This window comes from Chlamydiales bacterium (genome assembly GCA_016185065.1).
Taxonomy (GTDB): Bacteria; Chlamydiota; Chlamydiia; order Chlamydiales; family Rhabdochlamydiaceae.
The window spans coordinates 52,536-74,179 of the sequence record JACPOL010000003.1; the positions used below are offsets into that span (position 1 = coordinate 52,536).

Annotated in this window: 16 protein-coding genes; 14 read left to right on the forward strand and 2 right to left on the reverse strand. The window is 50.2% G+C overall.

Going from position 1 to position 21,644, the window contains the following annotated elements:
• Positions 1–75 precede the first annotated feature (75 nt).
• The 14 genes from nusA to HYX48_01215 all read left to right on the forward strand — a co-directional run bounded on the left by nusA (position 76) and on the right by HYX48_01215 (position 17,823).
• Positions 76–1,353, forward strand: coding sequence for a transcription termination/antitermination protein NusA (gene nusA, locus HYX48_01150; GenBank protein MBI2742507.1), 1,278 nt, complete (start codon positions 76–78; stop codon positions 1,351–1,353).
• A 41-nt stretch (positions 1,354–1,394) separates the two neighbouring features.
• Positions 1,395–4,094 (forward strand): translation initiation factor IF-2, encoded by a 2,700-nt coding sequence (gene infB, locus HYX48_01155; protein ID MBI2742508.1) that lies wholly within the window; start codon positions 1,395–1,397, stop codon positions 4,092–4,094.
• An 8-nt stretch (positions 4,095–4,102) separates the two neighbouring features.
• Positions 4,103–4,489: a 30S ribosome-binding factor RbfA gene (rbfA, locus tag HYX48_01160; protein ID MBI2742509.1), complete on the forward strand. Its 387-nt coding sequence runs from the start codon at positions 4,103–4,105 to the stop codon at positions 4,487–4,489.
• Positions 4,490–4,511: 22 nt separating this feature from the next.
• Positions 4,512–5,189: a tRNA pseudouridine(55) synthase TruB gene (gene truB, locus HYX48_01165; protein ID MBI2742510.1), complete on the forward strand. Its 678-nt coding sequence runs from the start codon at positions 4,512–4,514 to the stop codon at positions 5,187–5,189.
• A 203-nt stretch (positions 5,190–5,392) separates the two neighbouring features.
• Positions 5,393–6,166 carry an FAD synthetase family protein gene (locus tag HYX48_01170; protein MBI2742511.1) on the forward strand — a complete coding sequence of 258 codons (774 nt, stop codon included), beginning with the start codon at positions 5,393–5,395 and terminating at the stop codon, positions 6,164–6,166.
• A 2-nt stretch (positions 6,167–6,168) separates the two neighbouring features.
• Positions 6,169–7,266: a redox-regulated ATPase YchF gene (ychF, locus tag HYX48_01175; protein ID MBI2742512.1), complete on the forward strand. Its 1,098-nt coding sequence runs from the start codon at positions 6,169–6,171 to the stop codon at positions 7,264–7,266.
• A gap of 11 nt (positions 7,267–7,277) precedes the next feature.
• Positions 7,278–8,396, forward strand: a complete 1,119-nt coding sequence (locus tag HYX48_01180) for an N-6 DNA methylase (GenBank protein MBI2742513.1) — start codon at positions 7,278–7,280, stop codon at positions 8,394–8,396.
• A 205-nt stretch (positions 8,397–8,601) separates the two neighbouring features.
• Positions 8,602–9,678, forward strand: a complete 1,077-nt coding sequence (gene sctU / locus HYX48_01185) for a type III secretion system export apparatus subunit SctU (protein ID MBI2742514.1) — start codon at positions 8,602–8,604, stop codon at positions 9,676–9,678.
• On the forward strand, positions 9,675–11,807 hold the full coding sequence (gene sctV / locus HYX48_01190; protein MBI2742515.1) for a type III secretion system export apparatus subunit SctV: 2,133 nt from the start codon (positions 9,675–9,677) through the stop codon (positions 11,805–11,807). Before sctU ends, sctV begins: the two co-directional genes overlap by 4 nt.
• A 609-nt stretch (positions 11,808–12,416) precedes the next feature.
• Positions 12,417–13,613, forward strand: a complete 1,197-nt coding sequence (gene sctW / locus HYX48_01195) for a type III secretion system gatekeeper subunit SctW (GenBank protein ID MBI2742516.1) — start codon at positions 12,417–12,419, stop codon at positions 13,611–13,613.
• 2 nt (positions 13,614–13,615) lie between these two features.
• Complete coding sequence (locus HYX48_01200; protein MBI2742517.1) at positions 13,616–14,065, forward strand: CesT family type III secretion system chaperone; 450 nt, start codon at positions 13,616–13,618, stop codon at positions 14,063–14,065.
• Positions 14,062–15,684: a 4-alpha-glucanotransferase gene (locus HYX48_01205; protein MBI2742518.1), complete on the forward strand. Its 1,623-nt coding sequence runs from the start codon at positions 14,062–14,064 to the stop codon at positions 15,682–15,684. The genes HYX48_01200 and HYX48_01205 overlap by 4 nt, the downstream gene beginning before the upstream one ends.
• Positions 15,685–15,741: 57 nt before the next feature.
• Entirely contained in the window at positions 15,742–17,337 is a 1,596-nt protein-coding gene (locus HYX48_01210) for a hypothetical protein (GenBank protein MBI2742519.1), read from the forward strand.
• Positions 17,338–17,373: 36 nt separating this feature from the next.
• Positions 17,374–17,823, forward strand: coding sequence for a hypothetical protein (locus HYX48_01215; GenBank protein ID MBI2742520.1), 450 nt, complete (start codon positions 17,374–17,376; stop codon positions 17,821–17,823).
• A 3-nt stretch (positions 17,824–17,826) separates the two neighbouring features.
• Here the strand turns inward: HYX48_01215 and HYX48_01220 are convergent, their stop codons facing one another.
• Both HYX48_01220 and HYX48_01225 read right to left on the reverse strand, forming a co-directional pair.
• A complete protein-coding gene (locus HYX48_01220) occupies positions 17,827–20,514 on the reverse strand; it encodes a hypothetical protein (GenBank protein MBI2742521.1) in 2,688 nt (895 codons plus the stop codon).
• Positions 20,515–20,537: 23 nt separating this feature from the next.
• Entirely contained in the window at positions 20,538–21,644 is a 1,107-nt protein-coding gene (locus HYX48_01225; GenBank protein ID MBI2742522.1) for an F-box protein, read from the reverse strand.

A 21,644-nucleotide genomic window follows, 5' to 3' on the forward strand; every position in this document is an offset into this window, starting at 1 on the left:
CGCTGAAAAGCGTCCTCTGCCTCACAAAGGTGCAAATTGCAGCTTAAGAGGATAGGGAGAAAGTTGGGTTAAAGAATGAATAAAGATCTCGTCGCAATCTTTGAGTATTTAGAAAGAGAAAAAGGAATAAAAAGAGATGTCATCATCTCTGCTATTGAAGAGTCTCTTCGTGCTGCTGCACGTAAAAGCATAAAAGGGCACATCAATGTCTCCGTACAGATCAATTCTAAGACGGGAAATATCGATGTCATCGCTCAGAAAGAGGTCGTTGACAAGGTCACGATTCCCGAAGAGGAGATCACTCTCGAAGATGCAAAAGTTTTAAACCCAGATGCTGAGATTGGTCAGTGGGTTGACATCACAATCACTCCGCAGGACTTTGGAAGAGTTGCAGCGCAGACAGCGCGTCAAGTCATCTCCCAAAAGCTGCGCGGCGCTGAAAGAGATGTGATCTACGAAGAGTACCGCCATAGAGTCCATGAGATCGTCTCTGGTTCTGTGAAGAGGGTCATTCGTGGAGCAACTCTCATCGTCGACCTAGGCAAGGTTGAGGCTGTGATGCCCGACCGCTTCTATCCGAAGACTGAGAAGTATAACGTGGGCGATAGAGTGCAAGCACTTCTTTGGGAAGTGCGCGATACCGAGAGTGGCGGCGCAGAGGTTATCCTCTCCAGAAGCCATCCAGAGTTTGCGATGCAGCTCTTCGTTCAAGAGGTTCCCGAGCTTAATGATGGCACAATCGTCATCGAGCGCATTGTGCGAGATGCGGGCTATCGCACGAAGCTAGCTGTCCGCTCACTCGATCCTAAAGTGGATCCAGTAGGGGCGTGTGTTGGCGTTCGTGGAACTCGCGTGAAGAACATCATCCGCGAATTGAACAACGAAAAGATCGATATCTTCCCCTTTGCAGACGATCCTGTTCAGCTGCTTCAGAACGCGCTCAACCCTATTGAGATCAAGAAGATCAACGTCAGCGAAGATGGATCTGTCATCTCGATTGTAGTAGAAGATGAGAACTATCCTAATGTTCTCGGAAAGCGCGGCATGAATGCTCGTCTCAATGGCCAGCTGGTCGGAGTAGAGCTGGAAGTCCAGAAGATGAGCGAATACCAGAGAGCGATGACAATTGAGCGAGCTGAACTCGCTGCAATGGAAGATCCTACTCTGGATGAGCCGCTTAAAGTTGAAGGAATCAGTTCAATGATCGTACAGAGTCTTGTCGGAGCAGGTTTCGATACGCGCCGTAAACTTCTCGTGGCTACGCCGCAGGAGCTCGCTGCCGCATCTGAGATTAGCGTAGACATGGCCGATAAGATTTTAGAACAAATACGTAAAAAAGTCGGACGCTCGTAAGTGCGAGCAGAGTAGCTTTTTAAACAGTGAGGAGAGGACCGTTGGCCAAAAACCTAAAGCTTAACATCAAAAATGCGCAACTTGCAGAAGCCTTGAATCTGGGTAAGGCCAAAAAGCCCGCTGCCCCGAAGAAAAAGGAAGTTGAGCCAGTGGCGCCTCCTCCTGCTCCTCCTATTGAAGAGCAGCCTCGCAAAGAAGAGATCGTAGCTCAAGAGAGAGCGGCTCCTGAAGTGAAGCCTGAACCTCCTAAAAAAGAGCCGGCAAAAGCTGCTAAAGAGCCTCTAGAAGAAATAGATGACAGGCCTCCTCCTCCACCGCGAGAAGAGAAGCCGGTGAAACTGGGCCCTGTAGAGCCTAGAGAGAGACAGCCCTACGTGCCTCGTCAGAGTAGCGGAGACGAGAGACCTGCATTTAGACGCCCCTCACCATCCTATCCTTCTCAAGGCGCAGCTCCTGGTGGAGGAAGACCTCCCTATCAGCCTCGTCCACCTTTTCGTCCCTCTTATCCTCCACGTCCAGGAGCACCATCTGGCGGAGGCTACCCTCCACGCACAGGTGGCCCCTCTACTGGCGGCTATCCTCCTCGCACTGGTGGTCCATCTGGTGGCTACCCTCCACGCACAGGCGGTCCATCTACCGGCTATCCTCCACGTACTGGAGGGGGCTATCCTCCTCGCACTGGTGGTCCTGGAGGCTATGGAGCACCGAGACGACCTACTGCACCGACCGAAGCCCCTAAAGCTCTTCCCTCAAAACGAGAAGACAAGGGCCCTGGCGGCGCACCGCGAAAAGCCGGCTTTAAAGAGTTCCGCGATGTAAAACCTCAAAAACGCACTGGCGAAGGTCAAAGGTTTGACTCGAGAGACAGACAAGGTCTGCGCGACTCTGAAGATGAGACCTGGCGCAAGAAGAGACCATCTCACAAGATGCGTCCTGGCGAGATCGAAGAGACGATCATCCGTCCAAAAGAGTTAAATGTCCGCATCCCAATTAGTGTGAAGGACCTCGCATCTGCTATGAAGTTAAAAGCTTCTCAGCTGCTTGCAAAACTTCTCATGCAGGGTGTCGTCCTAACTCTAAACGATATGCTCGACGATGAGACGACCGTTCAGCTTTTGGGCCACGAATTCGAGTGCGAAATCAAGATCGACAGAACAGAAGAAGAGCGCATACGCATCACCGACAAGACGATTAAGCAAGAGATCCTAGAGTCTACTCCTGCGTCTCTCGTTCTAAGACCTCCTGTTGTGACCTTCATGGGACACGTCGACCACGGCAAAACAAGCCTCATCGACAAGATCCGCTCGACAAATATCGCAGCAGGTGAAGCTGGCGCCATCACGCAGCACATCGGCGCGTTTAAGTGCCACACAGCCGTCGGCGACATCACGATTCTCGATACGCCTGGTCACGAGGCCTTTTCTGCGATGAGATCCCGCGGAGCAGATGTCACGGATATTATTGTTCTTGTGATTGCAGGTGATGAAGGAATGCGCGCTCAGACGCTAGAAGCGATTGAACAGGCGACAAAAGCTGCTGTTCCAATCCTTGTTGCGATCAACAAGTCGGACAAACCAAACTTCAATCCTGAAACTGTATACCGTCAACTCGCTGACAACAACCTGCTTCCTGAGCCTTGGGGTGGAACAACAATCACCGTAAACTGCTCTGCTCATACCGGCGCAGGGGTGAAAGAGCTCTTAGAGATGCTCGCCTTGCAGGCGGAGATCTTGGAGTTAAAAGCAAATCCTCACGCAAGAGCGCGAGGAGCTGTGATCGAATCTGAGATGCACAAGGGAATGGGGCCAGTGGCTACACTTCTGGTTAAAAACGGCACCCTGCGCATCGGAGATCCAGTTGTATTCGACCAGCACTGGGCACGCGTAAAGACGATGCAGGATGAGAGAGGCAAGGAGATGACAGAAGCCGGCCCCTCAACACCAGTAAAAATCACAGGCCTTTCCGGTCTTCCAGAAGCGGGCAGCGATTTCATCGTGGTTAAAAACGAGAAAGAAGCGCGAGACCTCTCCTACGAGAGAACGCTCGGCAAGAAGCATGCGACGATGTCGATTAGCAAGCGCGCTCCGATCGAATCGTTCATGGAGCAGACTGGCGGCAAACTGGTGAAAAAGACACTTAGCCTTATTCTGCGCGCCGACGTACAAGGCTCTCTGGATGCGCTCAAGAATTCGATTGCTAAGATTCTCTCTAAAAAAGTGGATATCAACGTGATCTCTGCAGATGTTGGAGAGATCTCTGAATCTGATATCGAGCTTGCAGCGGCTTCAAAAGCTCCTATCATCGGCTTCCACACTAAGATTGCAAGCCATGCGGATAGGATGATCAAAGAGTTGAAAGTTGTAGTTAAAACGCACGATGTGATCTATCACGCAGTCGATGACATCAAAGAGATCATGCTCGCTCTTCTGGATAAGATCCCACAAGAGAACGACACGGGATCCGCTGAGGTGAAAACGACCTTCAAAGCTTCACAGCTGGGCGTTATCGCAGGCTGCCAAGTTCTCGATGGAACGATCAAGCGCAATAACCACATCCGCGTCATCCGCGATAAAGAGGTGGTATGGAAAGGGGCGATCTCCTCCCTACGCCGCGTGAAAGAAGATGTTCGCGAGGTGAGCAAGGGTTACGAGTGCGGAATCCTTCTGAATAATTATAACGATGTGAAGGTAGGCGACATTCTACAAGCCTACGAGATCACCTACCTGCAGCAGGAGCTCTAGACCATTCGATGGCAAAAAAACGTATTGAACGTCTTAACTCGCTTTTGAAAGAGGTCCTCTCCGAAGTGATCCGCGAAGATGTGAGAGACCCTAGGCTCTCCCCTCTTGTTAGCGTCACGCGCGTTGATATTACGAATGATCTTCAGCATGCAAAGGTCTACATCAGCGTCATCGGCACGAAGCTTCAAAAAGAGTCGACGATTCAAGCGCTTCAATCGGCAGCGGGCTTTGTCGCGCTCACAGCATCGAAAAAAGTTGTGATGCGCTACTTTCCTGCACTAAACTTCAAGCTAGATCAGGCTCTGGAAGAGCAGCTTAGAATTGAAGAGGTTCTAGGAGAGATCCACAAAGAGCAGAAGTCAAGAAAAGAGCCTCCCGCTGAACAAGAGCCTTAATTCAGAGAGGGTCTTTTAAACGATGCACGATCTATCCGGCATTCTGCTGATCGACAAACCCGCAGGCAGAAGCTCCTTTAGCCTTATTCCCGTATTAAGAAGACTCACAGGGGTCCAGACGATCGGCCACGCAGGCACACTCGACCCTTTTGCAACCGGCGTCTTGGTCATGCTGGTCGGAAGATCCTTCACAAAGCAGTCGGATCAGTTTCTTGCTTCTGAAAAAGAGTATCGTGCACAGGTAAAGCTCGGCATCGCAACAGACACCTTCGACTGCGATGGAAAGCCGATCGCGACCTCAGAAAAAGTTCCCTCTCTTCAAGAGATCGAAGAGTGCCTGAAAAAATTCCAAGGAAAGATCCTCCAAACGCCTCCAATGTTCTCTGCCAAGAAAGTGAAGGGAAAAAAGCTCTATGAGCTGGCAAGAAAAGGGATTGAGATCGAAAGAGCTCCCGTTGAGATTACCCTCTCTACAACGCTGATTAGCTATGCGTATCCATTTTTAGATCTTACCGTTGCCTGCTCAAAAGGCACCTACATCCGTTCGATTGCCGATGAGCTAGGAAGAGAGCTCGGCTGCTTCGGCCACCTCTCCTCCCTCGTGCGCACCCGCAGCGGCTCATTCAACTTAAGCGAGTGCCACTCCTGGGAGCAGATCTCATCCCCCTCTTTCGACTTCAAAGCCTCCCTAAAAAAATAGAAGACGCCCGCCCTAAGAAAACGGACAAAAAACGGACTAGAATGGACAGGAAATGGACGAAAACGGACAGGCGGGCAAGAAAAAAAGAATTCATATCTCTTTCTTTTGGCGCGTGTCCGTTCTCGTCCGTTTCCTGTCCATGTTCGTCCTTTTTTGTCCATTTCTTCCTCCGAGCGCCTCTTCCTCTTTAAAGGAGTAATATCATGCTAATCATCGATGATCTGAGCGAGATTCCAGCGCTGCCGGGGCCGATTAGCCTCTCGATTGGAAATTTTGATGGTGTGCATCTGGGCCATAAGAGCTTACTCTCGCGTTTAAGAGAGCGGGCTGGACCAAATGGAACATCTGCGATACTCAGCTTTATCAATCATCCCGCCACTGTGCTCGCTGGCAAACCCGCTGCACCTGCGATTTGCACGCTGGAACATAAGATCGAGCTTTTAAAAAGAGCGGGCGTGGATCTTGCGATCTTCCTCACATTTTCCAAAGAGCTAGCGAAGGAGCCTTTTGACCTCTTCCTTAAGCAGATTAAAAAGAAACTTCCTTTTTCATTTCTCATCTTGGGAAAAGGCGCCGCCTTTGGCCATGCAAGACAGGGAGATGAGACGCGCGTAAAAGCAGTGGAAAAGGAGCTGGACTTTCAAGCGGAGTATCTCTCAAAAGAGGAGCTCAATGGGGAAGTGGTCTCTTCTGGCAGGATCCGCAAAGAGATAGAAAAAGGAGATTTAGCACTGCTTGAAAAGCTCCTAAACCGCCCCTATTCGATCTACGCACGGGTAGGGGAAAACGGAGCTGTCCATTGCAAGGATCTCGCTCTCTTGCCCAGCGGCAGTTATGAGGTGTGCTGCAAGAGCGATCAAAAAAAAATCTTTACTACAGCAAAAATCGATCGTGAGCACTCCGCAATTGCTATAGATCTCTCTTCAGCTTATCATCTCTCTTCTTCAGACCCAGTGGAAATAATTTTTAAGGTGTAACGATGGCAGAACTCTCGTGTGGAATTGTAGGCCTTCCCAACGTAGGCAAATCGACCCTCTTCAATGCGATTACAAGAACGGCTGCTGCAGCTGCGGCTAACTACCCTTTTTGTACAATCGATCCAAATGTGGGCATCGTTGAAGTGCCAGATCCGCGTCTTGCAGTCTTGTCCTCAATCTCTGGGAGTAAAAAGCTCATTCCTGCTGCTGTGACGTTTGTCGATATCGCAGGTCTTGTTGCGGGCGCCTCTCAAGGTGAGGGCCTCGGAAACCAGTTCCTCGCCAACATCCGCGAAACACAGGCGATACTGCACGTTGTTCGCTGCTTCGAAAATGATGATGTCATCCACGTAGCAGGGCGCGTCGATCCAATTGCCGATATCGAAGTGATCAACTTGGAGCTCATCCTCTCCGATATGCAGATGGTTGAGAACGCTCTTCAGAAGCTGGAGAAGCAGTTAAAATCCAAAAAAGAGTTGCAACCTCTTCACGATGCATTGAAAAAGGCTCAAGCTCACCTCAATGCGAGCAAGCCAGTGAGAAGTCTCTCGCTAACGCCAGAAGAGAAGCAGCTCCTATCCACATATCCTTTTCTTACGAATAAAAAGATCGTTTACGCTGCGAACGTCGCAGAGGACTCTCTTCCTTCAATGGAGAACGAGCATGTGCAAAAAGTGCGCGCCTACGCGGAAAAAGAGGGAAGCATGGTGATTCCCATCTGCGCTCGCCTTGAAGAAGAGGTCTCTCAGCTTTCTGAAGCGGACGCTGCAGAATTTCTACAGTCGCTCGGTCTAAAAGAGACTGGGCTCAATCGCCTTGTCAAAGCGGCGTTTGAAACGCTTGATCTAATCACCTTTCTAACGACTGGAGAGATGGAGACGCGCGCTTGGACGATTGAGAAAGGGATGACGGCTCAAGAGTCTGCCGGCAAGATCCACACCGACATTCAGAAAGGCTTCATCCGCGCTGAAGTTATCTCCTATCAGGACTTTGTGCACTACAAAGGAAGGGTGGGAGCTCGCGAAGCGGGAAAGGCCCGCTCCGAAGGGAAAGAGTATATCGTTAAGGATGGGGACGTGATCCTCTTCTTCCATAACTAAGGGATAGGTTCATGCAAGATCTCTTCATCACGACAACCCCCTTTTTGCAACCTCTTCTCTTGAAAGAGTTACAAGAGATGGGAGTCCCCAGCATTCGTCAAGGTTTGGCTGGCCTTTTTATCCCAAGAGAGATGGAGTGGGTCTATAAGATCAACTACTGCTCGCGCTTTGCAACGCGTGTGCTCTGGCCCTTTCTGCAGTTCCGCTGCGAAGATCGTGAGGATCTCTATCGGGGGGCGTATGATATCGACTGGCCAGGAATTTTCTCCGCCGACCAGACATTTGCCATCGATGCAAATGTCACCAGCCCAACTATCCGCCACAGCCTTTTTGCAGCTCAAGTGGTTAAAGATGCGATCTGCGACCGCTTCCGCAAGGCGCGCCTCGATCGCCCCTCTGTTAAGACCGATGACCCCGACGTGCAGTTCAACCTCTTCATCTACAATGGAATCGCCACCCTCAGCCTCGACACCTCTGGCGCTCCCCTGTTTAAACGAGGATGGCGGACGCAAACGGGCGATGCGCCTCTTCCAGAGTCGGTCGCTGCTGCAGTACTCAGCTTATCGAACTTCTCCTCAGATGAGATCCTCTGCGATCCTTTCTGCGGAAGCGGCACCATCCTCATCGAAGCGGCGTTTCACTTAACGCAAACTCCTTCGGGATTTTTCCGTAAGTCGTGGGGGTTTTTCAACCATCCCAACTTCTCAGAGAGCGAGTGGCAGAAGGTAAAAGCCGAAGCGGATCATCACAGAACGCCCCTCCCCTCTGGCAAGCTCTTTGGAGCAGATAAAGATCCGATGGCGATCAATATGTGCGCACACAATTTAAAGAACGCGAATTTTGAGTATGAGATCGAGGTGACCCCAAAAGATATTCGCTCCTACTTCCCAGAGACGCCTCCAACACTTATTCTCTCAAACCCTCCTTACGGGAAGCGCCTGCAGACTTCGATGGAGCTCTATCAAGCCCTTGGCCACTTCATGAAAACGCGCTGCGCAAAGGGATGCAGAGCGAGCATCCTCTGTCCCGATGAGAACCTGATGAAAAACTCCGGTCTTACAATCGTTCGAAAGCAGCCCGTCTCCTACGGCGGCATAAGCCTTTTCCTATTTCATCTCACCGCAGAGTGAGCACAGGAAGAGCGCTCGGAAAAGAGAAAAAATTCTTTCCCTCTCTCTTGCCCGCCTGTCCATTTCCTGTCCATTTTCGTCCGTTTCCTGTCCATGAACGTCCGTGCTCCCGGGCGGGCTTTCTTCTGCAGGCCTTTTTCCCATGATTGACAAGCCACCTTCTGCTCTATAATATCCACACCTGGTGCAAATGGTATAAGGTGAAATGGCTGAAAAAACCGAAAAGGCGACCCCAAAGAAGCTGCGCGATGCGCGGAAGAAGGGGCAAGTCGCCAAAGCTCAAGATTTTCCCTCCGCTCTCACCTTTATCGTCTCTATCGCAGCTACGATTGTTTCCGGGGGCTACCTTTATGAGGAGCTCTCATCCTACTTCATCACTACTTTCAAGCGCTCAGCTACAGATATCGACCTCGCCAACCGCGCGGGAGGATATTTAGAGGAGGCGATCACCGTCATCATGAACTGCACTTGGCCTGTGCTGGTGATCACGGTCTGCGTCGGGGTAATGACCAACTTCCTTCTCGTGGGGCCAATGTTTTCGGCTGAAGCGTTAAAGCCCGACCTCCAGAGATTGAATCCGGTTACGAACATCAAAAACCTCTTCAAATTTAAAACCCTCTTCGAGCTTATAAAGTCGATCCTAAAAATTGCTGGCGCTGTGATCCTCATCTACTCGGTCGTCTGGGATAGTTTGGGAGATATCATCTCCACAGCGGGGATGCCCATCTCTGGAATCTTGGCTCTCTTTAACTCCTTCCTCTTTAAAGTGATTCTCCGCGTCGGAATCTTCTTCATCGCGATCGCAGTTGCCGATCTCGTCTATCAGAGACGAAACTTTGCCAAAGAGATGAAGATGGAAAAATTCGAGGTGAAGCAGGAGTATAAAGACACTGAGGGAGATCCTCACATTAAAAGCAAACGTCGTCAGCAAGCTCAAGAGATTGCCTATCAAGAAGGCCCAAGCGCTGCACGCAGAGCGCGGGCGATTGTCACGAATCCGATTCACATCGCTGTTGCAATCGAGTATGATGAGGAGAAGGAGCCGGCCCCAAAAATTGTTACGATGGGTCAGGGTCCGATAGCGGACCGGATTATTCAGATCGCTGTTCAGCACAATATTCCCGTGATGCGCAACGTTCCGCTTGCACATACCCTTTTCGAAAAAGGCAAGATCGGCGAGTATGTACCTGAGGAGACCTATCAGGCAATTGCGGAAATCCTGAGATGGCTGAAAGGGATCGAGGGCCCAGAGGCAATACACGAAGAACTATTTAAAAAATGAAAGACTTCATAACCAAACTCTCTAAAGCCCTAAGCGGAAGCAAGATCCTCGAGACCCTCGCGCGATCGAGCGACGTCATTTTAGCCTTCTTCATCATCATCATTATCATGGTGATTATCATCCCGATCTCCCCCGGGATCCTGGATAGTCTAATCGCCCTTAACATGACCATCTCCGTTGCCCTTCTGATGGTTGCCCTCTATATTCCGAAGGCAGTTCAGCTCTCGATGTTCCCCTCTCTACTTCTGATCACAACGCTCTTCCGATTGGGAATCGAGATCGCAGCTACAAAACTGATCCTCCTCCACGCAGATGCGGGACATATCATTCTTGCATTCGGTAACTTCGTCGTTGGCGGTAGCTTCATTGTCGGCGGTATCGTCTTCTTAATCATCACGATCGTCCAGTTTATCGTTGTGACAAAGGGTGCCGAGCGCGTAGCCGAAGTTGCTGCCCGCTTTACCCTCGATGCGATGCCCGGAAAGCAGATGAGTATCGACGCCGATATGCGCAGTGGTGTTATCGACGCTAACCAAGCCCGAGAGCTTCGCCTGGCTTTAGCAAAAGAGAGCCAACTCTACGGAGCTATGGACGGCGCGATGAAGTTCGTTAAAGGGGACGTCATCGCGGGTATCGTGATTGCGCTCATTAACATCGTCGGCGGTCTGATTATCGGGGTTGCGATGCACGGCATGACCGCGATGAGAGCGGCACAGATCTACACCCTGCTCTCCATCGGTGGTGGCCTCGTTACACAGATCCCTTCACTACTCATCTCCCTCACTGCTGGTATTGTCACCACACGCGTCTCTTCAGATAAAAAAGATACCAACTTAGGAAGAGAGATCTCCACTCAGCTACTTGGACAACCGAAAGCGATCATGATCGCCTCGGGTGTCCTTTTCGCAATGGGATGGATTAAAGGCTTTCCTACCATCGTTTTTACAGTTCTTTCACTCGGGCTTGGAACTGCAGGCTTTGTCACCTGGTATAAAGCTAAGAAGCGTGTTGCGAAAGCTGCAGCTGGAATCTCTGGCGCGCGCGTTGAAACCGACGTTGAGGGCCACGCCGTTGTTAGAGGCCCTGCAGATGAGTATGCGCTCACCCTACCTGTCATTTTGGAGGTGGGAAAAAACCTCTCTGCCATCATTAAAAAAGAGCGTCAGGGACTTACATTTATCGAGGATATGATCCCCAAGATGCGCCTTGCGCTCTACCAGGATCTCGGCGTGCGTTTTCCCGGCGTGCACGTACGCACCGACTCTCCCACTCTCGAAGCCGACGAGTATTCTATTTTCCTCAATGAGGTGCCAATCGTCCGCGGAAAGATCTTGGAGGGATACCTCTTAACGAATGAGTCGCCTGACAACCTGCGAAGATACAACCTCCCCTTTACGACAACAAAGAGCAGTGCTGGACAGCCCTCTCTTTGGGTCGACAGTAAATATCAGGAGATCCTTCAGAAAGCGGGCATTAAATTCTGGAAAGCTCTCGATGTAATGATCCTTCACCTCTCCTTCTTTTACAGACAGTACGCCGCTGAATTTATCGGCATTCAAGAGGTGCGCGGCATCTTAGAGTTCGTCGAGAAGTCCTATCCAGACCTCGTTAAAGAGGTCACACGTCTTGTTCCTCTCCAGAAGCTCACCGAGATCTATAAACGTCTTGTGCAGGAGCAGGTCTCCATTAAAGATCTAAGAACCATTATGGAAGCCCTCAGCGAGTGGGCGCAGACAGAAAAAGACACTGTACTCCTTACAGAGTATGTGCGCTCTTCACTGAAACGCTACATCAGCTACAAGTATTCACAAGGGCAGTCCATCCTCTCTGTCTATCTTCTCGATCCGGAGATTGAGGATATGGTCCGCGGAGCTATTAAACAGACCTCGGCCGGCTCCTACCTCGCTCTCGATCCCGACTCGGTGCAGCTTATCCTTCAGAGCATGCGCAATACAATTGTGCCGACTCCCTCAGGAGGCCAGCCTCCCGTTCTTCTCACAGCGATCGACGTTAGACGCTTCGTGCGTAAACTCATCGAAGGCGAATATCCAGAACTCGCCGTCGTCTCCTACCAGGAAGTCGTCCCCGAGATCCGCATCCAACCCCTCGGCCGCATCCAACTCTCCTAAATTTAAAATTTCTCTCTGATCTTTTTCTAGAGTCCCCAATAGACATGTCGGATGGTGCGCGCTCTGCCGCACCTCCCGCGACCACCTTGCGCTGCATAGGGAAAAACGGGATCGGGCACCGGCACGGGCACGCACACGTTCACGAAAGAAAGACGGGAGAGGAGAATCGGGCATGCTCTTCTCTTTCCCCTCTTCCGTGTCCCGTCTCTTTCTCTTTTTCGTAAACGTGCCCGTGTGCGTGCCCGCGCCCGATCTTCTCTTCCCTCTCTTTATCTACAACTGCGACTGGACGCGAAAGGGACCCACGACGGAGGAAGTGGGATGAGCGCCTCGAGCAGCCCTTCGATTCAGATCGCACAGCAAAACCGTAGCACAGAAAAGCCGGCCAGGCGTACAGGGTAGGGCAGTGGCCCACTCTGTTTTCGAGCACACGGTTTGGCAAAGCGAGGTGAAGCGCAAGAGGGTCGCAGGGAGGCCCCGAGCGAAAGCGAAGCTTTCTCCTGGCCTACCCGACATGTCTATTCTGTCTTGACAAAACCCACCAGAACTTCTAATCCTTTTTCTTTACTATTTAATGGCTTGGGGGATAAACCAAGGGTATGAGAACTTGTGGATGCTATGCAAGATGACCATATCAGCACTTCGCGCGTTGTTCCTCTGCGTTCGGATCGAAGCCAGAAGGCGACCACCGGCACAGAAAAGAGCGGCCTCTACGCGATTCAAGCAGAGAGCGTAGAGACTCAGTTCACCCAGTGGACAGAGCTTTCCGCCTTCAACCCCCTTGCCATGGCCAGGCGCTTCGAAACCCTTGAAACTCGCACAAAGAGAAAAGGCAAAGAAGAAGAGCCGGATAAAGCAGAAAAAAAAGAGCAGGTTCAAGAGGTTCAGCGCCTCGAAGAAGTAGCCGACCAGTTTGAGCAGAAAAATCCTGAACTCGCTGCACGGACACTCCTTCTTTTGCGCGCGCGCGCATCTGGAAAAGAGACTAAAGAGAGCCTCCTCCAAAAAGTTTTAGACATCTACCCCGACCATGCACTCGCAGATGAAGCCCTCGACTTTCTAATCCAGTCTGGCGATGCGGAGCTGATTAAAACAGCAAGAGAAGTAAAAGCTGAGATCAATACGATCTATGCGAGAGAGATAAAAGCTGGAAGAAACATCGCCCTTCAAGCGCGAGAGTTCTCGGCTCAGGGACTCGGCAGCCCCACAGCCCTCCGCGACATCTACCGCGATATCACTGGAAATCCGCGCGACGCACTTACCCTTTTTGATCAGCTCTCCACTACCTTCTCTTACGATAAGATGAAGACTGTAATCGATTTCGTCCTCCACTCTCTAGGAGCCGATTTAAAATCTAAGGGACCGTCGATCTCTCCGGGAGAGCTCCACCGCTTATTTTCCGAAACGCGCGACATGCAGGCGATCTTAGGAGTCTTTCGTTTTTTTAAAAGTCGCATGAATCTAATCCTCTCCGCCTTTCAGAGAGGCAGCCTACCATTCCCTAACCGCGTGAATTTTGAGAGCCTCGCACGCCTCTTTATGAAATATCTACAAGAGCGCTACCCTTCAACGGATAAAGCGTTGCAGATGGCAATACAGCTCGGTCTTTCAGATGAGGATGAGGGTCCGGTCATCGTTCTCACTCAGATGAGAGATGCTGTAAGGCAGGTCGCCCCAAAACTCTACAGATCTCCTCAGCATAGGCAAGATGTGCTCATGTCTCTAATTGAAGCTCTAGAGGATCTTGAAGAGGAAGATGAGAAAGAAGAGGATAAGGATGAGAAAAAACGGAAGGGCCAAGGATAAGTATGGATCGCTTTCAAGCTCTTCTTAATCAGATTAGTCCGCTCATCGATGAGCCACTCTATGCCGATCGCAAGCGCGCGGTGCGTATTACCATTAATGAGACGCTGCACGTTCACCTTGAAGATGACGAGCCAAAAGACCGCATTCTAATCGCCACTTTTATCAGCGAAATCCCCCCGGGTAGATACCGCGAAAATCTACTCAAAGAGGGATTAAAATCTAATGCTCAATTTCCAAGAGTGGGGACCTTCGCCTATTCAGAACGCAACAACCAGCTCTGCCTATTTGAATACCACTCCTATGTCAACCTCACTGGGGAAAAGGTCGCCGATAGGCTAGCCGTTTTCATAGAGAAGGCCCTACTCTGGAGACAGGCGATCGAAGGGGGAACACTGCCCGCAGGCAAAGAGGTAGAGTCGAAAGCTAACCGTTCAGTATTTGGACCACAATGAACGGAAAACTTGAAAAGACACTTCACAACTCCGCAGCACACAAGCATTGGGAGAAGATAGGCATCTTCCCGCACCATGGCTTCGATATTCCCCTCTCTGCAATCCACAGCAAAAACAGCTGCGGTATTGGAGAGTTTCTCGATCTCATTCCGCTGATCGACTGGTGCCACGAGATCAAGATGGATGTAATTCAGCTTCTGCCTCTCAACGACTCTGGAAACGATCCCAGCCCCTACAATGCACTCTCCTCCTGCGCGCTCAATCCCATCTACCTTTCGCTTCACGCGCTGCCCTTTATAGACGAGCTCCCAGAGCTACACAAATCATTCACCCAGATGCGTGCGCTCACACAATCACCAAAAGTTCATTACCATGAGGTGAAGGTACAGAAGCTCTACTGGCTTAGGCTCTACTTCGCAAAAGCTGGAAAAAAGCTGATCAAAAAACCCGAATTCGAGCAGTTCATCGCAGAGAATGGCTGGACGATCTCCTATGGCCTATTTAAAACTCTTAAAGACATTTTAGAGCAGAGCCTCTGGCAGTACTGGCCCGACGAGCTCAAACACCCGACAAAAAAGCAGTATGATGATCTTGTTGAGTGCTACTGGGACGAGATCTGCTTCCACATCTGTTTACAATACCTCGCATTTGACCAGTTTAAAGCAGTAAAAAAATATGCTGAGAACGCCCGCGTTCTTCTGAAAGGAGATGTGCCCATCTTGATCAGCCGCGATAGCGCAGATGTCTGGTACCATCCAAATTTTTTCAACCTAGACTACTCTGCAGGCGCACCGCCTGATCCCTATTCCGAAGAGCAGCAGTACTGGGGCTTCCCGCTATACCGCTGGGAAGAGAAAAAAAAGACTCAATATAGCTGGTGGAAGCAGCGCCTAAAAGTTGCGAGCAACTTCTTCGATCTCTATCGAGTCGACCATGTCATCGGCCTCTTCCGCATCTGGGCGATTCCAGTCGGACACCCCATTACACAGGGACACTACATTCCAACCGATGAGTCGCTCTGGCTGCCCCAAGGCAGAGAGCTCCTTACAATGATGCTCTCCTCTTTCGAAATGCTCCCCATCGCCGAAGATCTCGGCAATGTCTCTCCAGATATCCGCCTCTGTCTTAAAGAGCTTGGGATTCCCGGCACAAAAGTGATCCGCTGGGAGCGCCGATGGGAGACAGATAAGAGCTTCATTCCACTGGATGAGTACACGCCCATCAGCATGACAACACTCTCCACTCACGACTCTGAAACGCTCGCTCTCTGGTGGAGAGATATTCCACTGGAGTCAAAAGCATTTGCAAAATTTAAGGGATGGACATACGCGCCCGAGCTTACGCGAGCCCAGCGCAAAGAGATTCTCTGGGAGAGCCATCACACTGCCAGCCTCTTTCATATCAATCTGCTCCAAGAGTATCTCGCCCTCTATCCAGAGCTCGTCTGGCCAGATCCTCAGGATGAGAGGATCAACATCCCAGGAAAAATTCTCCCCAGCAACTGGACCTACCGCTTCCGCCCAAGCGTCGAAGATCTACTCGCTCATGAAAATCTCCAGCGCGAAATCCAAGAGATCGTCATGAGTCCTGCAACTCCAGCCATTCGACTACTTGCATAAATCGCCCCTTGAGCAAAAGCTCTGATTTATATAAGTTCATTAAAAAATGAGAGATCGATGGGTATATGGCTTAGTTTAGCTTTCTTGCTCCTCTTTGCACCTTGCCTACAAGCTAAGGAGCGCAGAGAAACAGGCTCAGAAAAAAAGAAGGCCGCCCCTCTCTCCTTTGAAGATACCAAGTTGCGCTCGCTCTACAGCAGCTTAGACCCGCTCTCGATCACTCAACACCTCGCCTTCTACGAACTCTATCCCAACACCAGCTATGGCCATGAAGCTCTTGCGAAAGCTTGGCAACTTCTAAGCGGAAAAAAAGAGTACACCTCGCTTGAAAACCTCCCCTTTCCCAAGCTGGATATTCAAGCGATCATCTCGCTTGTCACGAGACAATCTTTCGATCCTCCCGCTGAACTCACACCGGATCAGCTCTCTGTCATTGAAAAAATTAGCGAGCAGCTCGCCAACCGAAAACTCAAAGGGTACACCGTCTGGACCGAAGAAGAGGTCATAAAACTCTCGCCCGATGAGATCGACCTTGGAAGAGCGCTTCTCATCAGCCAGTTTGGCGATGGAAGCGGCTCCCATTTTTCGATCAGACAGTATGAGGCTAGTCTCGACCTGATGGCTCTTCAGATACGTGCGCGCCTCTCTCCAGACGCCTCGCACGAGGATAAGATCCGCGAGATCAACCGCTTCATCTTCCAAGAGATGCTCTTCCGCTTCCCACCACACTCCCTCCATGCAAAGGATATCGACCTCTACACCTTCCTCCCCTCCGTCATCGACAGCAGACAGGGCGTCTGCCTCGGAGTTTCGATCCTCTACCTCTCTCTAGCCCAGCGCCTCGAACTTCCCCTTGAGATCATCACACCTCCTGGGCACATCTTCCTCCGCTACGAGAGCAGAGATCGAGTCATCAACATCGAGACCACCGCGCGCGGCATCCACATGCCCGATGAGGTCTACCTGGGGATCAACACACGCAAGTTGGAAAGACGGAACATCAAGGAAGTAGCCGGCCTCGCCTTCATGAACCAAGCTGCCGTCTTCTGGGGAAAAGAGCAGTATGAGACCGCTGTGCACCTCTATGAAAAAGCGCAAAAGTTTCTGGAGGGCGACAAGCTCCTAAAGATGTTCCTCGGGATGAACTATCTCTTCGTTGGAAAAAAGAAGGAGGGAAGAAAACTTTTAGAAGAGCTGCAAGGACTCACCTTCGACTCTGCCGTCTCCGCTGAGACCATTCCAGACGACTACCTCAAAGGAAGAGTGGATACTGAAGGGCTCAAGATCATCTTCTTACCCGTCGATGAGACGCGCGCCTCCGTTGTGAAAAAACAGGCAGAGATAAAAGCCATTCTTAAACGCTACCCCCTCTTCCGCGCCGGCATCTTCCAGCTCGCAACGACCTGGCTCCAGCTGGGAAGAGGCAGCGAAGCCCTCGAAGTTCTAAAACGTTACCACGAGGTCGACCCCACCTCTTCAACCGTCGAGTACTACCTCTCTATCGTCTCGCTGCAGCGCATGGACTACCTGCGCGCCTGGGAGTTCTTAAAGCAGACAGAGAATCTAACCCACATGCGCGATCACAACCCCAAATCGCTAAAAGCTCTCCGTAGCCAGCTCAGACACCAGTGTCCCGAGCCCAGAAGTATTTAATTGCTAGATTTATTTGAATTTCGATAAAAGGAGGCTATGAACAAGATCCTCTTCTGCCTGCTCCTTCTATCTTCTCCACTTCTTGCGGATGTTAGCTTATCGGAGCTCATGTCTCCTCAAGATATGAAGCAGACCGGAGTTGCAAAGCTGACTCCTCAAGAGAGAGGGGCGCTAGAGAGATGGATCGATCAGCGCTTTGAGATAAAAACCACTGCAGTTCCCAAGCCAAGCACCGAGGCCTACCAGAGGCTCTCTCTATCTCTTAATGTAAATGGTGGAAGAAAGCTCCTGCTAAGCGACCAGTCTCTCTGGGAGGTCTCTCCTGATGATGTCGACACCGCCTCTGCATGGCTGTCGCCTGTTACAATTGAGATCAGACCAAGCGACAACCCGATCTACACCTCAAGACTCGTGAATATGGACGCCGAGCAGACCGTCAAGGCCCGACGCGTCAACCCAGTCCCCACCCAAGAATCCCACCAGTAGCAACTACTGAGATCTCTTCTCGTCGCCTTTGTCGTACTGCCTAATAGGCGCTGGGGCGTATTCAAACTCAAATCTATCTGTATGTGTTTTCGAAAAAACAACGCGAGATGGCATCCGATCGAAGTTGATTTCGCGTGAGATGCGGGCAAGAAGAGCAAAGGCCCTTGGCTTAACTTTTGTAACCGCATGCTGGAGAGTCCCATGAGTTGGCACAGCACCGAGTTCGACGAAAGTACGGATCTCTGATTCGATGACATTTTTAGGAAAAGCGCTGGCATATATTTCTATTGTACGAGCACTAGGCCGAGCTCCTGCTCTATAAAGCCTTGGAATCAGGTCGCTTTCGAGAGTGTAGTTCGGCTCTTTTAAAATGATCACACCAGCATCGTCCATGAGCGTTGGAGTAAAGAGGGCATCAAAGGTCTCTGGATGAGCAGTAGCTCCATACTCTAACAAGAGTTCAATCACCTCTTTTGAGGCCTTTTCTCGAATAGCCTGAATCAGTAGGTCGTCTGGTAATTTTCTATGGAGTTGCATGTAGCGGCCAAAATACATGCGCACGGCTTCTATTGGAACATTCTTAGATCTAACAGCCCTATAAAGAACAGTAGCATCTTGAGGAGGTTCGATCTGGAACTCATTGAAAAGTGTCTCGAGTAGTCTTACAGACTGAGCTCCTGGAGTAAAAGCTGCGTAAAAACAGACTGGTGGAAAGGCGTCGCATTTTAATTTGCGAAGCAGGTCGAAGACTCCTTGAGGTGCAGATTTAACCACAGCATACGGGATACTATCTTTGTCTGGCTCTCCCCCTAAACTCACCACCCACTTAAGCCTTTCAACGAGCGCCTCGTCTTCAAGATCTGATCTCCGTTTTAAAACATCATTAAAGCTGCTTTTGGGCACCTGGAGCTTTAGCTGAGCAATTGCCTTTTCAATAAAGCTGAGAGGTAGAGCGGAGACAAGAAGATCAGTAAGCGCGACCTCGAGTCTTTCGGCGTCTTTTAGGAGAGGCAGAAGTATTTCAAAATTTTCAAGAGCCACCTTTTGATGGGCTGCAGAAAGTGCCTTAGGTTTGTAGTGATCTGCTGCTGCTCTAAGATCATACCGGTCGATCTTAACAACTGGCTTTCCAGCTGCATCGCGTGCAAGAAGAATTTTCTGGGTGACAACGGGAGAAAGTCTTTTATAAACTTGAAACAAGTCCATTGCAAGCCTACCTCTTGCTTTGAGAAGGAATTCGATTAAAGCAGTCGCCTCTTCATCATCGAGCCCTTCAGGTAGTTGATTTTCATACTGAAGAAGGTCGATATCTCGCCTCAATCTTTCGATGATTTCTGGAGAATATCCATTGTTTTTTGCGCATTGAACATGATAAAGATCTGGACGCGCACCCTTTGCTAATAAAGCCACAACGTATGAAGGTTCAGCTCTAACATTTAATACAGTTGTTAGCAGGCCTGTTATACTGTACTCGGTATCCTTCATCATTGCTACAAGGCGCTCTATGAGAGACAGTGGGGCGCCAAAATGAATCGCATCACGTATATCTTGCACTTCCGTATGCGGCAGCTGCTTGAGACAGTAGTCGATCAGCTCGTCGATCTTCTCTACAGAAGGCTCCTTTATCGAGCCTTCCAGAGCACGTCTGCGGAAATCAAAACAGTGCCTCAACGTCGAATGAACTCGGTATGTACATGGCTCAGCACGCATCTTACAAAGCTCTGAGATAAGACCTGGGGCGTGCTTGAGTGCAGTTGCAAGACAAGTAGTAGAGGGCCGAGCACCTAACTCATAAGCCCTTCTTAAGAGCTCAGGTGAATTTTTCTCAACGCCACACTCTATTGTGCGTTCTGATGGCCTTGCACCTCTCTCCATGAGTTCGAGCATTAAAGGGATGTCACCATCCACTCCCAACAAAATAGCGGTAAGAATTTCAATCTCGGCTTCTGTGGGATTGTCAGACCTCTGCGGCAAGAAATAGAGCGTTACTTCTCGTGGTAGATTTCTCAATTGAGAGGGGAGGTTTTCCATTGCGATTCGACTTGCTCTGATGAGCGGTAAAACAGCCTCAAACTGCTTAAATGGATCCCTAATTCTGGCAATCTTATCTACTTCGGCTCTATCTGGCAGAAGCGAGATTTTTGGAGCCACTACTCTTCCATAACGCCGCACTAACTCCGCCATTTGCTGCTCGTTCTCTCTACCTAAGCACTTTGCGTAGAGGTAATTTAAAGCATAACTTGCAATATGTGTAACGAGCTCCCGCACTCTAGTTCCATACGGCGTTACCTCATCAGTGGATAGCGCGCGCGCCACATCGTAGCCTTGGGCGTAGATACCCCAGAGCAGATCCGATCCTGCAGCCTCTGCAAATGCACGGCAGGTGCGTATAATCCCTACGGCTTCCGATGGTTTCAAAAACTTAAAGCAGGTGTGAAGAAGCACTCTATATGCACAAAGGTCTCCGATCGATCCTCTTCTCTCCCATCCCGCAAAAGTTGTCCGCGGTTTTGACACCGCAACAACGCCCGTTTCCGGCTGGTACCAGGAGGCGTGCACAGAACTGCTTTGTAGAGTCCTCTTCTTGGCTCTTTTAGGAGTTGCTGCGCCTTCACCTTCCTCCCTCTGAAACCACGCATCGTGGACAGAGAAGGAGGCTTGTAGAGATAAAGAAGAGGTTGGTTTAGACATAAACTTCCTATTTTTTTATTAAATTAACGCTTGCTCTCTTCACGGGTTGAGGGAGAGCTCTTGCGGAGCGCTGCGATGCTTCCATCGCCCATCTCCTCAGTTAATTTTCCATGCATGGGGATGACCGATGTCATCGACAGAAGGGCGGGCATCTTGCCAATGAACCAGTGAACGGCTTCGAGATCCACATGCCCCTCAAATCGCAGGGTGGTTAGCTTTTCATGGGGCTTGATCGAACGGACGTAGCGCAAGCTTAAATCGCGATACTCTTGTTCATTAGAACAGTCGCTGCTTCTCCATGGAAAAGAGAGGTTTGTAATCCTGAAACTAACACTCCCAGGAGCTGAATATTCTGGAAGTAGAAATCTAATCTGAACTCCAAACCTAAGAAATCTCAACTGTGGAAGAGACTCAAGTAGAGCCTTCATGTCGATACTATTTGAAAAGTGCCCTTCGATAGTCAATCCCGTCAGTGAGGGGAAATTACGTCCAAGCTCGTGAAACTGCCTTCTTCCCAGTGCGTATGTGTTCCTTCCACCGCTCAATAACTTAAACATTAAATCGGTAACACTCTCTGAAGCAAAAGTGACCTCGGGAGAGAATTGATCTCTTGTCCAGCTGCGAATCGGAGGCCAATCAAATACCATACTAGTAGGCTGAAGTCCTTTTCTAGAAAGTCCGATCTTCAACAGATGCCTTGCCTGCTGTATCTGTGGAGCTAAAAACACACACAACTGCTTTGCATTTAATTGAGGTAGAGAGAGGACGATATTCGAGAGAATTCGATCTGTGAGTTTAGGACTAGGCGTCCATATGAGCATAAACACTTTGAGATTTGCATATTTTACTTTGAGCTGTCGTACGCGCTCTTTTGTGAACTCAAAAGAGTTAAACGCCTCATATCCAGATTGGGCAAAAAGCTCTCTTGTCGTCATGGAATATCTGTTTCTAGCCCACTCTGTACACACTTGAGAAGCCACGCAGGACTCCCTCTCTGGATGTAGGTAGGAGAAGATCAGCTGCGCAAGAACCTTAGGCAGGTCTACCCATTTTGCTCTTGGAGCCGGTGGCTCCAGGCTGAAAGTGGCCCCGGCGCCCGCTCTCTGAACTGTTAATTGCGTACTTGTCAT